The organism is Mycoplana sp. MJR14 (assembly GCF_029210525.1).
Lineage (GTDB): Bacteria > Pseudomonadota > Alphaproteobacteria > Rhizobiales > Rhizobiaceae > Mycoplana.
In genome coordinates, this window is record NZ_JARGEO010000001.1 from 187,570 (window position 1) to 204,227 (window position 16,658).

A 16,658-nucleotide genomic window follows, 5' to 3' on the forward strand; every position below is an offset into this window, starting at 1 on the left:
GATCAAAAAATTAGATAAACATGGTATTCGCAGAGATACCTTCAACTTGCAGAGACGACGCCATCCGACTCATTGGTCCGGCAGGGTTCACATTCGCCAGCAACTGAGAGAGTTGGACTTCGGCTTCGTTTGGGCGAGTTCTCGCACTATTTCCGCACTCCGTCGTCTATCCTCGCCACCTGACTAAAAGAACGGACTGAACCAGCAATAAGCGTTGGCACCTCGCTTTCCGAAGTGGCAAGCGCCCGCGCATCCGTCCCTTGCTCCGCCTCGGCTGCGGTCCGGAAGATATGTTCGATCGTGGTCCGAAACGATAAACGGTCGCTATCGAAGAGTGGCCTCGCCTCGCCCCCAACAGCCTTCAAACACTGACGCCCCCCTATCCTCCTGCGCCAATACCTGACTGAACCCCGTGCACCGCAGGAACGACACTCGACATTCGCTGGCGGACAAACATATCCCTCTCCCAAATATGAGGCCGGCAAGCACGGGCGATGCCCCGCCCGGCGTAGCCGCCAACGACGAAGACAAATTCGTTCAGCCAAACAGCGAACAAGTCGTTAATTCGTTACAAATCCAATCTCTTTCGTCTTTTCAACTCCGAGCTCATCAGGAAACATCAGATGATAAAACGAATATCATTCATATCATTACTATCTGAAAGACACATTCATACGTTCTCATAATAGTTATTAACAACAACATTCTATTATTAAAATACAAAAATCATCATAGATATAGAATTAACATGTTAACAGTCTTTACGGCAGGCATCAAATATTTCATCCCCAATGTATATACTATTGCATTTCATCATTATGTAGTCAATGCAGCCAGCCTGCAGGCAGGCATGAGTTATTCTTTACGGTGTCTGATGATATTCTGGTCCGAGATCATCATATCAAGCCTGTGAACCGCGCCGGGTTTGCCGGCGGCTGTTTGGTTTAAGTTATGCAGCCATGGCAGCATGGCGTAATACTGCTCCTCGGCTTCGGTTGGCGGGACGTTGCCGATGGGCTCCAGAAGCCGTCGATGGTTGAACCAGTCGACCCATTCCAGCGTGGCGAATTCAACCGCTTCGAAGCTGGGCCACGGTCCGCGCCGATGGATGACCGCGGCCTTGTAGAGGCCGTTGATCGTTTCGGCGAGCGCGTTGTCATAAGAGTCTTCGACGCTTCCGACGGAAGGCTCGATGCCTGCCTTGGCCAGTCGCTCCGAATACTTGATACTTGATCGACAGGTATTGAACGCCCCTGCCCGAGTGGTGATTCGGCGGCCGCCATGAACGGGACGCCGCTCATGAAGCGCCTGTTCCAAAGCATCGAGGACGAACCCGACATGCGCCGTCCGGCTCACGCGCCAGCCGACAATCCTGCTCGCGAAGGCGTCGATGACGAAGGCCACATAGGCGAAGCCTTGCCAGGTGGCGACATAGGTGAAATCCGAAACCCAGAGCCTGTTCGGCGCAGGAGCCTTGAACTGGCGGTTCACGCGATCGATCGGGCTCGGAGCCGTCTTGTCGGGAAACGTCGTGCGGATCGGCTTGCCCCGGAGATACCCTGAAGGCCCATCGATCGCATGAGCCGAGCGACGGTGCAGCGGGCAACATCAAAGCCCTCCCGCTTCGACTGCCGCCAGACCTTGCGCACGCCGTAGACGCGGAAGTTCGCCTCGAACACACGGCGTATCTGGATCTTCAATGCAATATCGCTGCGGGCGCGGACCGACAACCGGTCCACGTCCAGGCGCTTGGCAACATTCTCGTAGTAGGTTGATGGGGCAATCGGCAGCAGTCTGCAGACCGGCTCGACCCCGAATACCGACCGGTGTTCGTCGATGAAGGAGATCATGGCTTCAATGGGCGGTCGAGCTCCGCCATCGCGAAATAAGCGGACGCTTTGCGCAGTATCTCATTGGCCTGCCGAAGCTCGCGGTTCTCCCGCTCCAGAGCCTTCACCCTCTCGACCACTTCGCTTGGGAGCCCGGGCCGGGAACCATCGTCCACTTCCGCCTTCTTCACCCATTCATTGAGCGTCTGCGCCGTGCAGCCGATCTTGGCGGCGATCGAGGAAACCGCTGCCCATCCCGAGGAATATTCCCCTTGGTGATCCAAAACCATCCGCACTGCTCGGGCGCGGACTTCCCGTGAGAATTTGTTCGTTGTCTTGCTCATATCGGCTCCACTGTCTCAGAAGTTGGAGCCTCCGGCAAACCCGGTGCGGTTCAGTCTGAGAGAGCTGTATGACGGGAAATTGGCGTGTGATCACAGATCTGGTAGTGAGGCTGAGCAGGCCGGACGCGATGTCGCCTGACCCTGTTCCTGCTGGAGCACCGGCGTCAAGGTCACCGTCGACCGTTTGCCAGCGGATGCTCGCCAGTCGCCACGGTGTTGAAGCAGTATGCGGCAGACATCGCCGCGGACATGATCGCTGTGGTTGCCTACCGCCATTCTCGGTCGCGTGAATGGATCCTTGGCGGAATCACCTAAGAGATACTGAAGCAGCCGCCTGCGATGCCGGTGCTTGTCCGGCATTGACCTTGGCATACTGCTGGAGTTCGAGCTGCACGACGCACGTGTCGGACACAGTCAGCTTTCCTCGAGCGCCCTGCGGCCCGTAATGTCTACTATTTCAATGAAATAGAATATCGGTTTGGTCCCGCCGGCCTGATCATTGGGGGTGCAACTGCCTGGTTCCCACCAGTTTGGACGTCTTTGAAGCAGCTCCCAGGCTTTCATATGTTCCGCGTGGGCGTGCCCGTTGTCCGGAAGTTCTCGGTAGAGCCCGTGGACGACAACGCTCCTCCAGTTGCACGCATCCTTAATGCTGTCGTGCTGAATGCAAACCTGGGGATTATCCCGCATCCAGGAAATCTTCATTCCCGGCATCGAAAAGCTGTAAATTCGACGCCCAGCCAGAACGTAGTGCACAGGCACCACATACGGCTTTCCCGCATTCGCGCATGCAAGCCGCGCCACGTGCCCTTCGCTCAACAGTGCCAAGCATTCGTTCATGGTCATGTCGGCGATGCGCATCGAAGTCCCCTTTCCCTACGGGGTCCCACCCACCTTGTGGTGATGATCTTCATTGACATTTATACATGGCGGTCAGCCAATTTGGAAATGTCGCGCACCATGGCTTGCCGGACGATCGTCGATCTTCGGTTCTAGATCGGAAGCAACCTTCCTAGGAGAGTTGCAGGAAATGTCCGACGGCCTGGAAATCCGCCGGCCCCTCAACCCGAAAGTCGCGCTGGAATTCTCGTGGATGGGCTCCTGAGTGCCGCACAGCAGCTATCCTTTTCGGCTGTCCGCCCTTGCAGGCTCGCGGCCCGGAGGTCTCACTCACAATCGCTCTGGCAGGAACCAGTGCATGGTCACCAGGTAGCTGGCGGTGGCGGAGCTGGCTGTGATCACCATCCCCCAGACCATGTCGACGAGGCTGACCTGCAGCGACCATCCCTTCAGTGTCGCGAGGTTGGTCATGTCGTAGGTGCCGAAGGCGACGACGCCAAGAATGGCGCCGGAGAGGAGCGCGGTGGTCCAGCTTCCGGCGTTCAGGGCCGGAACCACGGCGAAATAGACGATCCCAGCCACATAGAGCAGGTAAAAGGCCGCCGCGGCGGCGTAATTCGGCTGCGCCAGCAGCAGCTCGCCGATGCGGCTGCGATAGAATGCGGGCGAGATGCGCGTCAGCCAGAGAACGTCGAGGCCGAGAAAGACAAGCGCTGTTGCCAGATACGAGATCAGATAGGTCATACCGGTCCACGCTCCCGAGCGTCGCTCATATGCCGAGCACCGGCTGGACCAGTCGCACGAGCCAGCTTTTGAACTTCAGGGGCGCATCGGTAACGGCGAGGCAGATGCAGTCTTCACCGGGCGTTGCCAAAGGCTGGTGCTGGACGTTGGCGTCGGCCTCCTCGAGGTCGCCGCGCGCGAACAGTTCTTCGCCGTCGTAGAAGCTGCCGCTGAGGACGAGCGTGAGTTCACGGCCGCCGTGGCCGTGTTCCGGCACCGGCTTGCCGGCCGGGATCCGCAGCAGCCGCACCATCGTCGTTCCGTCGGCAGTCTTGACCGGAATGTGGTAGGCGCCGCGCCCGAGCGATCTCCACTTCAGCGTTTCGACATCACCTCCGACATAGGAGCGAAGCGGTTCCGGCAGGACCGGCGACGCGACGTGGTCCGACGCGGTCGGGCGCACGCCTGCAGGCGCGGGTCGGACGGGCGCACCCTCGTGCAGAATCCGCTGACGCAAGTGCTCGAAAGAGGTCGACATCGCCAGCTCCGGGGTGATGTCCTCGAGCAACTGGCCTCCCGCGTCCTCCATCACGGAGAGCCGCTTGCGGCAATCGGGGCAGAGCGCCAGATGCGTTGCGACAGCGAGCCGCCAGCCTTCCTCAAGCGTGCCGGCAGCGTAGGCGAGCAGCAATTCGTCGCTGACATGGTGACGGATCGTCATTGTCCGTCCTCCAGTGCCGCGCGCAGCTTGGCGAAGGCGAGCCGGATGCGGGATTTCACCGTGCCGAGCGGCAGGTTGAGCCTCTCGGCGATAGAACTGTGCGAACAATCGTTGAAGAAGGAAAGGCGAAGCAGCTCCAGCTGCTCCTGCGGCAACATCGTCATGGCGTTGCGCAACCGCTCGGCCTCCTGCCTTTCCTCGACGGCAGCGTCCGCCGGCGGGCTGTCGCCCGGCACGAAAGCGGGGTCGTTCGGATCGAAATCCGGCCGACGGGTCTTGCGGTAGGCATCGATCCGAAGATTACGGGCGATGGTGAAGATCCAGGTCGAGACGTTCCCGCGGCCCGGCTCGAACTGGGCGGCCTTGTTCCAGACCGCAATCATGGTTTCCTGCATCAGTTCCTCGGCAACACTGCCGTCGCGGGCCAGACGGGCCATATAGGCCTTGATACGTGGACCGTAGTGGCGAAAGAGAGCCTCAAAGGCCGCCATATCCCGATGGCGGCCGACCGCTTCGAGCAGTACGCGGGCTTCGTCCTTTGTCAGTTCTCGGGCGGTCTCGCTCATCCGTGCACGCTTCATGTTGACCCGAAGTCCTGCCGAATCGCGCCGGGGCTTCGGGATCGGGATGTCGTGGCACGCGGGCGCCGTTATGGGGACTGCGATTGTCATGCAGGCCGATACGAAGACGACTGTGTGCCGGATCACCATTGTTCAAAAATCTGCGCCGGTATCAATCCGGTCGTGCGCTTCCTTCGTATCTTCAGACGAAACTGTTGCTGACGGAAGGGGATATCATGCGCGTTGACCGCGATTTCGCCGACGTTCCGCGCCGACGGCGGGTGGCCGTGATCGGCGCGGGCATATCCGGAATGTCCGCTGCCTGGCTCATCGATCGCAGCATGGAGGTCGTGCTCTACGAGGCGGCCGACAGGCCGGGCGGCCATGCCAACACGGTATCGGCGCCCTCCCGTTCCGGCCCGATCCCGGTCGATACCGGGTTCATCGTATATAACGACCGCAACTATCCGAACCTCGTGGCGCTGTTCGAGCATCTGCGGGTGCCGACCCAGGCCTCGGACATGTCGTTTGCGGCATCGCTTGATGGTGGTGCGTTCGAATATTCCGGCTCCGGTATCGGCGGCTTGCTTGGCCAGCCTGGCAACGTATTGCGGCCGCGCTTCTGGCGCATGCTGTCCGACACGCTGCGCTTCTACAAAGAGGCGCCGACTGCGCTCGGGCGCGAGGATCTGGCGTCGACGACGCTCGGCCAGTACCTTTACGAAAACCACTACAGCCCCGCCTTCGTCACCGATCACCTCCTGCCGATGGGAGCAGCGATCTGGTCGACGACGGCGAGGCAAATGCGCGACTATCCCCTCCATGGGTTCATCCGCTTCTTCGAAAGCCACGGCCTGCTTGCGCTTTCCGGCCGGCCGCGCTGGCGCACGGTGACCGGCGGCAGCCGCGAGTACGTCACCCGGCTGCTTGCGGACTTTTCGGGGGAAATCCGCCTGCGCAGCGCCGTCCGGGAAATCCGTCGCGAGATGGGCTCTGTATCGGTGATCGACTGGCGTGGCAACCGCGACACATTCACCGACGTCGTGATCGCGACCCATGCCGATCGCGCGCTCGCCATACTCGCCGATCCCCTCGGGCAGGAGCGGGAGTTGCTGGGCGCGATCGGGTACACGGCCAACACTGCCGTGTTGCACACGGACGAGCGGCTGATGCCGAGGCACAAAAAGGTCTGGTCGAGCTGGAACTACATCGGCGAGCCGGAACGGGACGGCGAAAGGCCGCTCTGCGTCACCTACTGGATGAACCGGCTTCAGGGCATCGATCCGGCCACGCCGCTGTTCGTCACGCTCAATCCCCATCGCGACATCCCTGAGGAACGGATCATCGCCGCGGTCGACTACGACCATCCCCTGTTCAACCTGGCGGCGCTTGCGGCGCAGAAGGAACTATGGCGCCTGCAGGGGCGCGGTGGCGTGTGGTTCTGCGGCGCCCATTTCGGCAATGGCTTCCATGAAGATGGCCTGCAATCAGGCCTTTCGGTCGCTGAGGCGATCTGCGGCCAACGCCGCCCCTGGTCCGTCGAACATGAGACCGGTCGCATCCCTTCCACCACCCGTCGTGCGATCGCGCAATGACAGGCGGATCATACCTTTATGTCGGGGATGTTATGCATGCGCGGCATCGTCCGCGCCGACACCGGCTGCGCTATCGCGTGTTTTCCATGCTGCTGGATCTGGACGAACTGCCGGCGCTGGACCAGGGGCTGCGGCTGTTCGGTCATAATCGCCGAGCACTGTATTCCTTCCAGGATGCCGACCACGGCGACGGCACGGCCGGCGGGCTGCGTGCCTGGGTCGAGCGCCAGCTCGTCGACGCCGGTGTCCATGTCGACGGCATCCGCATCCGTCTGCTCTGCTATCCGCGCATCTTCGGCTTCGTGTTCAATCCGCTGACGGTGTACTTCTGCAGCGGGTCGGACGGGGCCCCGCGGGCCGTCCTCTACGAGGTCTGCAACACCTTCCGCGAGCGGCATACCTATGTAATCCCTGTCCCGGGCTCGGGAGATGGCACCATCCGGCAGTCCTGCGCCAAGGAACTCTATGTTTCCCCCTTCGTGCCGATGGATTGCCGCTACGATTTTTGCATTGAGCCGCCGGGCGAGCGGGTGCTGATCGCGATCAATGAACGTGACAGTCACGGGCCGCTGCTGATCGCCACCTTCTCCGGGAGGCGGGTCGAGATGTCCGATCGCCGGCTGCTTTCCATGCTCTTCAAGTACCCGCTGATGACGCTGAAGGTCATGGGCGGCATCCACTGGGAGGCGCTGCGGTTGTGGATGAAGGGCGTTCCTGTCCATCGCCATCGACCGGCCGGCGTCCCCGTCGCCACCACCATCGTTTCCCGCTACCCATCGGAAGAACCACAGCATGAGCCAGGCTGAACAACAGGCACCGACTTTGCTTGCGCCGCACCGGACGTTCTGGCAGCAGCTTGTTTGCCGCTGGGCCGACCGCATCGAACGCGGGCGTATCCGGATTCAGTTTCCCTGCAGCAGGGAGTACATGGCAGTCGGCGAAGAGGCCGGCCCGTCCGCCGCCATACGGTTCAACAATGCGCGAACGTTCTGGCGTCTTTTGACAGGCGGGAGTCTCGGCTTTTCGCGTGCCTATCTCGACGGCGACTGGGATTCCCCGGATCTGGGGGCGGTCATGGAACTGGCGATCGCCAACGAGCCGGCGTTGCGGCCGGTGCTTGCGTCCTCGCCGCTGGTCGGCAAGCTTGCCTATCTGCGCCATCGGCTGCGGCGCAACTCGCGCGCCGGCAGCCGTCGCAACATCGCCTTCCACTACGACCTGGGCAACGCCTTCTACGGCGCATGGCTCGATGAAACGATGACCTATTCCGCCGCCGTCTTCGAGCATGAGGCACAGCCGCTGCCCGAGGCCCAACGGGCGAAATATGACCGGATCCTGAAGGCGCTTCGCATCGGCCCGGAAGACCACGTGCTCGAGATTGGCTGCGGCTGGGGCGGGTTTATGGAACATGCCGTGTCGCGCACCGGTTGCCGGATTACGGGACTCACGCTGTCGACTGAACAGGCGCAGTATGCGCGGGCTCGGCTGGCAGCCGCGGGTCTGTCCCACCGGGCGGAGGTAAGGCTGCAGGACTATCGCGATTGCGAGGGACGCTTCACCAAGGTCGTCTCGATCGAGATGTTCGAGGCGGTAGGTGAGGAAAACTGGCGGCTCTACTTCGATCGCCTGCGGCAGTTACTCGCGCCGGGCGGTCAGGCGATGATCCAGGTCATCACCATCGACGAGACGCGCTTCGAGCACTACCGGCGCAATGCCGATTTCATCCAGACCTACATCTTCCCCGGCGGCATGCTGCCGTCGCCGACGATCTTCAGGGAAAGGGCGATTGCGTCCGGCCTGGCGGTGAGCGATTCATTCTCCTTCGGTCGCGACTACGAGAAGACGCTTTGGCACTGGGAGCGCGCGTTCGTCGAGAACTGGCCGGCGATACGGCCGCTCGGCTTCGACGAACGCTTCTTTCGGATGTGGCTCTACTACCTGCACTACTGCGCCGCAGGGTTTCGTACCGGTAGGATCGGCGTGTACCAGTTCCGCCTGGATAGGCAATGACGTCACGTGTCCTTGCGCAGCATGCGCCGGGTGAGCGCGAAACGCAGGCTCGAAGGCAGCGCTTTCAATAGCTTCATGGCTACCTTCATCTTCCACGGAAAGGCGATTTCGAAGCTCCCCCTGTCGAGCCCTCTCAGGATGTGGTCCGCCGCTTCCTCCGACGAGATCAGAAAGGGCATGGGGAAGTCGTTCCTTTGTGTGAGCGGCGTGTCGACGAAGCCGGGGTTGACGACTGTCATCCGCACGCCGCTGCGATCGAGTTCGGGATAGAGGGCTTCGCACATGTTGATAAGCGCCGCCTTCGTAGCGCCGTAGCCGGCAGCACCTGGCAGGCCAATATAGCCTGCAACCGACGCCATGACGGCGATCTGGCCAGCCCGGCGTGCAACCATCGGCGGCATCGCCGCTTCCAGGCAGTTGACGGTGCCCATGATGTTGAGCGCGATCATTTCGCCGATTTCTCCGGCGTCGAAACTCGCAATCGTCTCACGCCGGTAGGTTCCCGCACCGAAGACGGCGAGGGAGATGGGTGCCAGATTTGCCTCGATCGCGGAGAAAGCCCCCGCAGTCGCCTCGCGGTCGGTGACGTCGAGCGGATAGGGGTGGATGATGCCAGGCAGCACCGCCGCGAGTTTTCCGAGTGCGGCCGCGTTGCGTGCGCTGGCAGCCACCGTCCACCCGTTCTGCGCCAGCCGGATGGCAACCGACCTGCCGATGCCAGAGCTTGCCCCGGTGATCCAGGCCACCCTGCGCGGCGTGTGCTCCCGGGTCGGTTCTTTGTTATTGACCAATTTGAGCCTCCCGTTTATGGCGATCCTCCTCGACTACGGGGCGGGAGTGCTTTCGGATCAGCCGGGTCCGGCGTCGTCAGTCGCCCTTCCTATCCGGCGAAGCAGCTCCCGTTGCGCCAATCTGTCGATGGGAAAGCGCCACATCATCCGGATTGCAGCAAGTTTCGGGACGATCGGTAGCCAGGCATAGAGCATCGCAAGCCCCTCCGACGAATTCGGCGCGCTAGGGCCGGCCTGCGGGTCGAAGCCTGTTAAAGCGAGCAAAGGAAATACCAGCCCTACCGCAGCTGCGAGCGACAGCTTCGTTGCAAGGCTCCATGCCGCAAAATAAAGGCCGGAGCGCTGCGCGCCGGAACGAGCGGTGTCGTGATCGATCACGTCGGCCTGGATGGATGGCGGAAGGGCTAGGTCGAAGCCGAGCAGAAGGCCTGTCAGCATGCAGATGACGCCGAACGCGATCACGTCGCCGGGGCCGAGAAAACCCGAGAGAGCGAAGATCGGGCAGGTTGCCAGCATCGCGCCGCACCATGCGCGGTGCTTGCCGAAGCGGTTGGCGGCCCTCACCGCGAGCGGCACGCCGAGCACCGCGCAGGCGAAGTAGGCGAGAAGCAGCGGACCGCGCCCGTCTGATGCCTCCAGCCGGTCGGATACGAAATAGAGGAACAGGGTGGCCGGAATGGCATTGGCAAACCCGTTGAGCAGGAAAGCAGCAATCAACCGGAGGAACGGCCGGTTTGCGGCCATGAAGACTGCACCCTCGAGGATGCCGAGTTCTCTCGACGAATGGTTCTTCGGCTCCGGCACCAGGATGACGGCAGCGAGACCCGTTATCGGCAGCAGGATCGCAACAAGGATCGCCATCGCCTGAAGCCCGCGCACCCCTTCACCTCCAGTCAGCCCGATCGAGAAGGGCAGGCTTGTGGCAAGCAGGATCCCGATCAGCGTGGCGCCCTCGCGGAAGGCGGAGATGCGCGTGCGTTCCGAGTAGTCGCCGGAAAGTTCAGCACCCCAGGCAGTGTAGGGCAGGGACGTCCACGTGAAGCCGATTGAGACAAGCGCGGCCCAAAAGGCGAGATAGCCGAGGCTCGCCTCTCCGGAGGGCCAGAAGAGCATGAACGCGGACCCTGCTGTAAGGGGCAGCGAGGCGAGGAAGAAGCCGCGGCGACGGCCGTCGCGCCCGCGCCACCGGTCGGCAAGCCAGCCGAACACGGGATCGGTGGCCGCATCGAGCAGACGGATAGCGAGGAGAACCGCGCCGACGGCCGCGACCGGCAGTCCGATCGCTTCCGAATAGAAGGTGGGCACGATGACGTAGAGCGGCAGGGCCAATGCCGCCAGCGGCAAGGCGGGGAGGGCATAGGCGATCAGGACGAGGGCCCGTGCACCAAACGCCCTTACGCCCCTGTCTTCATGGATGCCCCCTGCTCCCCGCATCGCTCAGCGCCTCCTGAATACCACGCGCGTCCATGCGACTGGCAACCCAAATTTCGTGACGTAGGCGGAATTGAGCACCGTTCCGTCGTTTCTCAGTGTCATCGTGTCGTGGAAACGGACCTTGTTTCTCCGGTTGGCCTCATCGAGGTAAACGAGGTAGGTGAAACGCGCCACGTTGCCGTCGATCGTGACCAGCGTCGCGCCGACCACGTCCTCGCGCGTGCCGCGGTAACTGTCGGGTCCGGTCTTCACGAAGCGCCAGATCTTGCGGTCCCGGGTGCCGTCGCCAAACTTGAAGTCTTCCCTGAGCGTGAGCGTACGCCCATCCCATTTTCCGTGGAGCGTGACTGCGAACGTCCTTTGCACGCCGGTGATGGCTCGAAAGCTGCCCGTGGCGTCGGTCCTGCCGGTAAAGAAACCTTCGAGCGAGAAGCCGCGTGCCTGTGCCGGTACGATCGCGAAAATCATATTCATGGCAGCCACGACGAGGAATGCTGCGAATTGGGGCATCCTTCATTCTCCTGATGATCCTGTAGTCGCAATGCCTATCCCCGCAACACCGCAAGGGTCTGAGCCGTGGCCATTACCAGTCTCAAGGCCGCTCACAATCGTGGCCCAATGCGCGCCGTGCCGGCCTTGCCATCATTGCGGATCCATTTCAGCCGCTTGTCATCGATGCGGTAGAGATCGAAGCACATGGCTGTGCCGCCATACCAACTGAGGAACCTCTGGCAGAGACGGTCGGCTTCAATCCACCAGCTGCCGGTGTCGTTCGGTTTGGCGAAGCGGCCAAGGCCGAGCGCCTCGCCGCTGCCGTCCACGCGGCCGCCCTCTCTGTAGTTGAGCGGAAACTCACCACCAAAGGGTACGGCGAGGAAGATGCGCCGGCCTACGATTCCGTCCCTTATGTCCTGGGCCGTGTAGCGCTCGGCAGCAGCCTCCAAAGACGTCGCCGCGAGCACGGCAGCAATCATGACGGTAATTGAACGCATGATACGTCCCTAACGCGTTGCGATCTATGCGCTCATTACGGTCGGGAGGTTCCTTTGGATCAGCCCGCTTTTTAGTTTGCCGGTTCGGCGATTTTGCTGGGGCCCAATATCTGCTGCGAACCCGCCCGCGTATAACGCGGTTTGGAACGTCGTATGAGCGAGGCTATCCGGTTGCTGAGGTTTCGCAGCGTTTGAGTGATCACGCAGTCCGCCGCTGCATTTGCCATGCTAGGGGGCTTGCGTTCATCGTCAGGCGACCAATGAGTGAACCGGATCGCTGACAAGACGGTCCGGCCTATGGGGTCGATGCTTGGTGGTTCTGCGCGGCTAGACGAAGGCCGCCCCGTCGGAGACTCGTCAACCTCACTGCGGGCGGCACCTCCGCGATTTACGGGGTAGGTTACACCGGGACAACGCGTTGGCGGGCCTCGAGTTATTGTCGAACGGTACAGGCAGGTTTAGTCTGTCCCTACTGATGGCGATAGCGAGGCCCTTGCCGGAATTGGATTCCCATGCGCGCCAAAGATGTCATGACGGTGCAAGTCGTCCGACTGTCGCCCGACAACAGTGTCAGGCAGGCCGCCAGAATCATGCTCGACCATCACGTCAGCGGCCTGCCGGTCGTTGATGATGAGGGAAGACTTGTTGGCGTCCTCAGCGAAGGTGATCTGATCCGACGGACGGAACTGTGCAGCGGTATGGCAGCGTCGCCCGAGGACCGGGCCCTTGCCACGGACGCGCGGGCAAGCGCCTATGTCCGGAGGTCGTCCTGGAGGGTCGGTGATGCCATGACGGTGGATCCCGTCACGATCGACGAGGATGCGTCGGTTTCGCGTGTCGCAAGGCTCATGCAGGAACGCGGTATCAAGCGGATTCCGGTCACACGCGACGGTCACCTGATCGGCATCGTCAGCCGTGCGGACCTTCTGCAGGCGATCCTGGCGGCAAAGCCCGACGAGACATTGGCGGACGATGAGGCGATACGAAGATGCATCGTCACGCGCCTTGGCGAAAACACAGGTCTTGAAAGCCTGGACATCACCGTCGCGGTCACAGACGGGGTCGTGCATCTTTGGGGCGTGGTGGAGACTGCCGATTGCCGCCGCGCCGCGCGCATCCTCGCTGAAAATGTGCACGGTGTCAGAGGCGTGGTGGAGCATTTTCCGAATCCGTCTCCGCAATAGCATCCGAAGACGGGCACTCCCGTCGGGAGGCCCGCTCTCAGTCGATGCCAAGGGAGGAACCGGGAATGGCACAGACAATGAGGGCGGCTGTCGTTCGACAGTTCCGCACGCCGCTCGCCATTGAGGAAATGCCCGTACCAACACCGGGGCCGGGTCAGATCCTCGTCAAGTTTGAAGCGACAGGCGTTTGCCACACGGATCTCCACGCGGCAAACGGCGACTGGCCCGTAAAGCCGAGCCCGCCGTTCATTCCCGGGCACGAAGGTGTCGGTTATGTCGCAGCCACGGGCGCGGCCGTGAAGAGGGTGAAGGACGGCGATCGGGTCGGCGTGCCCTGGCTGCACAGTGCCTGCGGTTACTGCCCCTATTGCCGGACCGGCTGGGAGACCTTGTGCGCCTCCCAGTCGAACACGGGATACTCGGTCAACGGCACGTTTGCCGAATATGGCCTGGCCGATCCGGACTTTGTCGGCCATCTCCCCGATGGACTGGATTTCGGACCCGCAGCACCCGTTCTTTGCGCCGGCGTCACTGTCTACAAGGGCCTGAAGGAAACCGAAGTCCGGCCCGGCGAGTGGGTGGCCATATCAGGTGTTGGCGGCTTGGGGCACATGGCCGTTCAGTACGCTAAGGCAATGGGCATGAATGTCGTTGCCGCCGACATTTTCGATGACAAGCTGGTTTTGGCAAAGAAGCTGGGGGCCGACATTGCCGTCAATGGAAAGGCCAAGGACGCCATCGAGCAGGTGCGTGAGGCGACCGGCGGGGGTGTTCACGGCGCACTCGTCACTGCGGTTTCCCCGGCGGCAATGGAACAGGCCTACGGTTTCCTGCGCTCGAAGGGAACGATGGCGCTTGTCGGGCTTCCGCCGGGGATGATCTCCCTGCCCGTGTTCGAAACGGTCCTGAAGCGCATCACGGTGCGTGGGTCGATCGTGGGCACGCGGCAGGACCTGGAGGAATCGCTGCAGTTCGCCGCGGAGGGCAAGGTGACCCCGCATTTTTCCTGGGAAAGCCTCGAGAGCATCAACGACATTTTTCACCGCATGGAAGCGGGGCAGATCGACGGCCGCATCGTCATGAGGCTGCAGTAGTTCGCGGACCGCACAATCGTAACGACATTTGCTCGGGAGGATCAGATGGCATCGCGCGAAACGCCAGCGGCAAAGGACGCGGGATCCGGTACCACGCGTGCGCGGGGACCGCTGTCGACAGATGAGCTTCGATTGATGGACGCCTACTGGCGTGCGTCGAACTACCTCTCGGTGGGACAGATCTACCTGCTCGACAATCCGCTGCTGCGCGCGCCCCTGAAAAGGGAACACATCAAGCCCCGGCTGCTCGGCCACTGGGGCACATCGCCCGGCCTGAACATGCTCTATGTGCACCTGAACCGCGTGATCAAGCGCGACGATCTCGACATGATCTACGTGATCGGCCCCGGGCATGGCGGGCCTTCGCTCGTGGCCCATGCCTACCTGGAGGGAACCTACAGCGAGTTCTATCCGAACATCAGCCAGAATGCGGAGGGCATGCAGCGGCTGTTCAAGCAGTTCAGCTTTCCCGGCGGCATCCCGAGCCACGTCGCGCCCGAGACGCCCGGCAGCATCCACGAGGGCGGCGAGCTCGGCTACGCCTTGAGCCACGCCTATGGCGCCGCCTTCGACAATCCGGACCTGATCGTCGCCTGCGTCGTCGGCGACGGCGAGGCGGAGACCGGGCCGCTTGCGACCGGCTGGCAGGGCAACAAGTTCCTCAACCCGGCCCGCGACGGCGCTGTGCTGCCGATCCTGCACCTGAACGGCTACAAGATCGCCAATCCCTGTTTCCTGGCCCGCATTCCCAAGGATGAGCTGCAGAAGTTCTTCGAGGGCATGGGTTACAGGCCGCATTTCGTCGAGGGCCACGAGCCCGAGCAGGTGCATCAGCGACTGGCGGAGGTCCTGGATGCGGCGATGGCCGAGATCCGCGCCATCTGGAAGGACGCGCGCGAGAACGGCAACCTCAAGCGTCCCGCCTGGCCAATGATCGTCTTCCGCACGCCGAAGGGCTGGACCTGCCCGGCGGAGATCGACGGCAAGAAATGCGAGGACTATTGGCGCTCGCACCAGGTGCCGATGGGCGACATGGACAAGCCCGAGCATGTCCGCATCCTCGAAGGCTGGATGAAGAGCTACCGCCCCGACGAACTGTTCGACGAGAGTGGCGCGTTGAAAGCGGAGCTGGCGGCACTCGCCCCGGTCGGGCGCCGGCGGATGAGCGACAATCCGCACGCCAATGGCGGTCTGCTGCTGCGCGACCTCAAGATGCCGGATTTCCGCAAGTACGCCGTCAACGTTCCAAGTCCCGGTGCTGCAACGGCGGAATCGGCGCGGGTGATGGGGACCTTCCTGCGCGACGTGATGAAGGAAAACCTGGGCGACAGGAACTTCCGCCTGTTCAGCCCGGATGAGAACAACTCCAACCGCTGGCAGGACGTGCTCGAGGTCACCGACCGCTGCTACATGGCGGAGATCTATCCAGAGGACGACCACCTCTCGCCGGACGGCCGCATCATGGAAGTCTTGAGCGAGCACCAATGCCAGGGATGGCTGGAAGGCTATCTGCTGACGGGCCGGCACGGATTTTTCTCGTGCTACGAGGCCTTCATCCACATCATCGATTCCATGTTCAACCAGCATGCCAAGTGGCTGAAGGTGTGCAACGAAATCCCCTGGCGCAGGCCGATCGCCTCGCTCAATTATTTCCTGTCCTCGCATGTCTGGCGGCAGGATCACAACGGCTTCAGCCATCAGGATCCCGGCTTCATCGATCATGTGATCAACAAGAAGGCCGAAGTGGTCCGGGTCTACCTGCCGCCGGACGCCAATACGCTGCTCTCGGTGACCGACCATTGCCTGCGCAGCCGCAACTATGTGAACGTCGTGGTCGCCGGAAAACAGCCGGCGCCGCAATGGCTGACGATGCAGGAGGCCGTGCGGCATTGCGCCATGGGCATCGGCATCTGGGAATGGGCCAGCAACGACCGGGGTAGCGAGCCTGATGTGGTGATGGCGTGCTGCGGGGACGTTCCGACGCTGGAGACGCTCGCCGCCGTCCAGTTGCTGCGCGAGCATCTGCCGGACATCAAGGTCCGCGTGATCAACGTCGTCAATCTGATGAAGCTGCAGCCGGAAACGGAGCATCCGCACGGGCTTTCGGATCGCGACTTCGACGGGCTGTTCACGACGGACAAGCCGATCATCTTCGCCTTCCACGGCTATCCCTGGTTGATCCACCGGCTGACCTACCGTCGGAGGAACCACAAGAACCTGCACGTCCGTGGCTACAAGGAAGAGGGCACGACGACGACGCCGTTCGACATGGTGGTGTTGAACGAACTCGACCGGTTCCACCTTGTCGGCGACGTCATCGACCGGCTGCCGCAGCTCGGCTCGCGGGCCGCCTACTTCAAGCAGGCAATCCAGGCCAAGCTGATCGAACATCGCGAGTATATCGAGACGCACGGCGACGACTTGCCGGCGATCAGCGGGTGGACGTGGGGGGCCAGAAGCGCGGACAAGGCCCGTGGAACGACGTCCACCGAGGGCGACAATACCTAGCTGGCGCCGCACTTTTCGCATCGATTGAGGGAT

14 protein-coding genes, 1 pseudogene and 1 other annotated feature are annotated in these 16,658 nt (G+C 62.1%); of the genes and pseudogenes, 6 read left to right on the plus strand and 9 right to left on the minus strand.

The window, feature by feature from the left end:
• Positions 1-855: 855 nt before the first annotated feature.
• The 5 genes and pseudogenes from P0086_RS00915 to P0086_RS00935 form a co-directional block, all read right to left on the minus strand.
• A pseudogene (locus tag P0086_RS00915) lies at positions 856-2,173 on the minus strand (IS3 family transposase).
• Positions 1,776-1,892, minus strand: a sequence feature (AL1L pseudoknot). Its footprint overlaps the pseudogene before it by 117 nt.
• A gap of 414 nt (positions 2,174-2,587) precedes the next feature.
• On the minus strand, positions 2,588-3,034 hold the full coding sequence (locus tag P0086_RS00920) for a pyridoxamine 5'-phosphate oxidase family protein (RefSeq protein ID WP_275782096.1): 447 nt from the start codon (positions 3,032-3,034) through the stop codon (positions 2,588-2,590).
• A gap of 309 nt (positions 3,035-3,343) precedes the next feature.
• The gene (locus P0086_RS00925; RefSeq protein ID WP_275782097.1) at positions 3,344-3,757 is read right to left on the minus strand and encodes a DUF2177 family protein; all 414 of its coding nucleotides are present in this window, start codon (positions 3,755-3,757) and stop codon (positions 3,344-3,346) included.
• A 25-nt stretch (positions 3,758-3,782) separates the two neighbouring features.
• Positions 3,783-4,457 carry a ChrR family anti-sigma-E factor gene (locus P0086_RS00930; protein ID WP_275782098.1) on the minus strand — a complete coding sequence of 225 codons (675 nt, stop codon included), beginning with the start codon at positions 4,455-4,457 and terminating at the stop codon, positions 3,783-3,785.
• Entirely contained in the window at positions 4,454-5,023 is a 570-nt protein-coding gene (locus tag P0086_RS00935) for a sigma-70 family RNA polymerase sigma factor (RefSeq protein ID WP_148187918.1), read from the minus strand. Before P0086_RS00935 ends, P0086_RS00930 begins: the two co-directional genes overlap by 4 nt.
• Positions 5,024-5,253: 230 nt before the next feature.
• Between P0086_RS00935 and P0086_RS00940 the strand changes: the two genes are divergently transcribed.
• Genes P0086_RS00940 through P0086_RS00950 form a run of 3 tightly spaced genes read left to right on the plus strand, consistent with a single transcriptional unit; the run spans position 5,254 to position 8,622 of the window.
• Complete coding sequence (locus P0086_RS00940) at positions 5,254-6,612, plus strand: FAD-dependent oxidoreductase (RefSeq protein WP_275782743.1); 1,359 nt, start codon at positions 5,254-5,256, stop codon at positions 6,610-6,612.
• The gene (locus P0086_RS00945; RefSeq protein WP_275782099.1) at positions 6,609-7,418 is read left to right on the plus strand and encodes a DUF1365 domain-containing protein; all 810 of its coding nucleotides are present in this window, start codon (positions 6,609-6,611) and stop codon (positions 7,416-7,418) included. The genes P0086_RS00940 and P0086_RS00945 overlap by 4 nt, the downstream gene beginning before the upstream one ends.
• A complete protein-coding gene (locus P0086_RS00950; protein WP_275782100.1) occupies positions 7,405-8,622 on the plus strand; it encodes a cyclopropane-fatty-acyl-phospholipid synthase family protein in 1,218 nt (405 codons plus the stop codon). The genes P0086_RS00945 and P0086_RS00950 overlap by 14 nt, the downstream gene beginning before the upstream one ends.
• Positions 8,623-8,624: 2 nt before the next feature.
• Here P0086_RS00950 and P0086_RS00955 read toward each other — a convergent pair whose 3' ends face one another.
• The 4 genes from P0086_RS00955 to P0086_RS00970 form a co-directional block, all read right to left on the minus strand.
• Complete coding sequence (locus P0086_RS00955; RefSeq protein ID WP_275782101.1) at positions 8,625-9,413, minus strand: SDR family NAD(P)-dependent oxidoreductase; 789 nt, start codon at positions 9,411-9,413, stop codon at positions 8,625-8,627.
• 57 nt (positions 9,414-9,470) lie between these two features.
• A complete protein-coding gene (locus P0086_RS00960; protein WP_275782102.1) occupies positions 9,471-10,847 on the minus strand; it encodes an MFS transporter in 1,377 nt (458 codons plus the stop codon).
• 3 nt (positions 10,848-10,850) lie between these two features.
• A complete protein-coding gene (locus P0086_RS00965) occupies positions 10,851-11,357 on the minus strand; it encodes a DUF3833 family protein (protein WP_275782103.1) in 507 nt (168 codons plus the stop codon).
• Between the two features lie 92 nt (positions 11,358-11,449).
• Entirely contained in the window at positions 11,450-11,839 is a 390-nt protein-coding gene (locus P0086_RS00970; RefSeq protein ID WP_275782104.1) for a hypothetical protein, read from the minus strand.
• A 512-nt stretch (positions 11,840-12,351) separates the two neighbouring features.
• On the opposite strand from P0086_RS00970, the gene P0086_RS00975 reads away from it, so the two are divergent.
• The 3 genes from P0086_RS00975 (at position 12,352) to P0086_RS00985 (ending at position 16,625) form a co-directional block, all read left to right on the plus strand.
• Positions 12,352-13,023 carry a CBS domain-containing protein gene (locus tag P0086_RS00975; protein WP_275782105.1) on the plus strand — a complete coding sequence of 224 codons (672 nt, stop codon included), beginning with the start codon at positions 12,352-12,354 and terminating at the stop codon, positions 13,021-13,023.
• A 65-nt stretch (positions 13,024-13,088) separates the two neighbouring features.
• The gene (gene adhP, locus P0086_RS00980) at positions 13,089-14,117 is read left to right on the plus strand and encodes an alcohol dehydrogenase AdhP (protein WP_112598161.1); all 1,029 of its coding nucleotides are present in this window, start codon (positions 13,089-13,091) and stop codon (positions 14,115-14,117) included.
• Between the two features lie 45 nt (positions 14,118-14,162).
• Positions 14,163-16,625, plus strand: a complete 2,463-nt coding sequence (locus P0086_RS00985; protein ID WP_275782106.1) for a phosphoketolase family protein — start codon at positions 14,163-14,165, stop codon at positions 16,623-16,625.
• The last annotated feature ends 33 nt before the right edge of the window (positions 16,626-16,658 follow it).

What these genes read in the sequence shown, in the direction of transcription:
- P0086_RS00920 (WP_275782096.1), bottom strand. Translation starts at nt 3,034, where the DNA reads ATGCGCATCGCCGACATGACCATGAACGAATGCTTGGCACTGTTGAGC.
- P0086_RS00925 (WP_275782097.1), bottom strand. Translation starts at nt 3,757, where the DNA reads ATGACCTATCTGATCTCGTATCTGGCAACAGCGCTTGTCTTTCTCGGC.
- P0086_RS00930 (WP_275782098.1), bottom strand. Translation starts at nt 4,457, where the DNA reads ATGACGATCCGTCACCATGTCAGCGACGAATTGCTGCTCGCCTACGCT.
- P0086_RS00935 (WP_148187918.1), bottom strand. Translation starts at nt 5,023, where the DNA reads ATGAGCGAGACCGCCCGAGAACTGACAAAGGACGAAGCCCGCGTACTG.
- P0086_RS00940 (WP_275782743.1), top strand. Translation starts at nt 5,254, where the DNA reads ATGCGCGTTGACCGCGATTTCGCCGACGTTCCGCGCCGACGGCGGGTG.
- P0086_RS00945 (WP_275782099.1), top strand. Translation starts at nt 6,609, where the DNA reads ATGACAGGCGGATCATACCTTTATGTCGGGGATGTTATGCATGCGCGG.
- P0086_RS00950 (WP_275782100.1), top strand. Translation starts at nt 7,405, where the DNA reads ATGAGCCAGGCTGAACAACAGGCACCGACTTTGCTTGCGCCGCACCGG.
- P0086_RS00960 (WP_275782102.1), bottom strand. Translation starts at nt 10,847, where the DNA reads ATGCGGGGAGCAGGGGGCATCCATGAAGACAGGGGCGTAAGGGCGTTT.
- P0086_RS00965 (WP_275782103.1), bottom strand. Translation starts at nt 11,357, where the DNA reads ATGCCCCAATTCGCAGCATTCCTCGTCGTGGCTGCCATGAATATGATT.
- P0086_RS00970 (WP_275782104.1), bottom strand. Translation starts at nt 11,839, where the DNA reads ATGCGTTCAATTACCGTCATGATTGCTGCCGTGCTCGCGGCGACGTCT.
- P0086_RS00975 (WP_275782105.1), top strand. Translation starts at nt 12,352, where the DNA reads ATGCGCGCCAAAGATGTCATGACGGTGCAAGTCGTCCGACTGTCGCCC.
- adhP (WP_112598161.1), top strand. Translation starts at nt 13,089, where the DNA reads ATGGCACAGACAATGAGGGCGGCTGTCGTTCGACAGTTCCGCACGCCG.
- P0086_RS00985 (WP_275782106.1), top strand. Translation starts at nt 14,163, where the DNA reads ATGGCATCGCGCGAAACGCCAGCGGCAAAGGACGCGGGATCCGGTACC.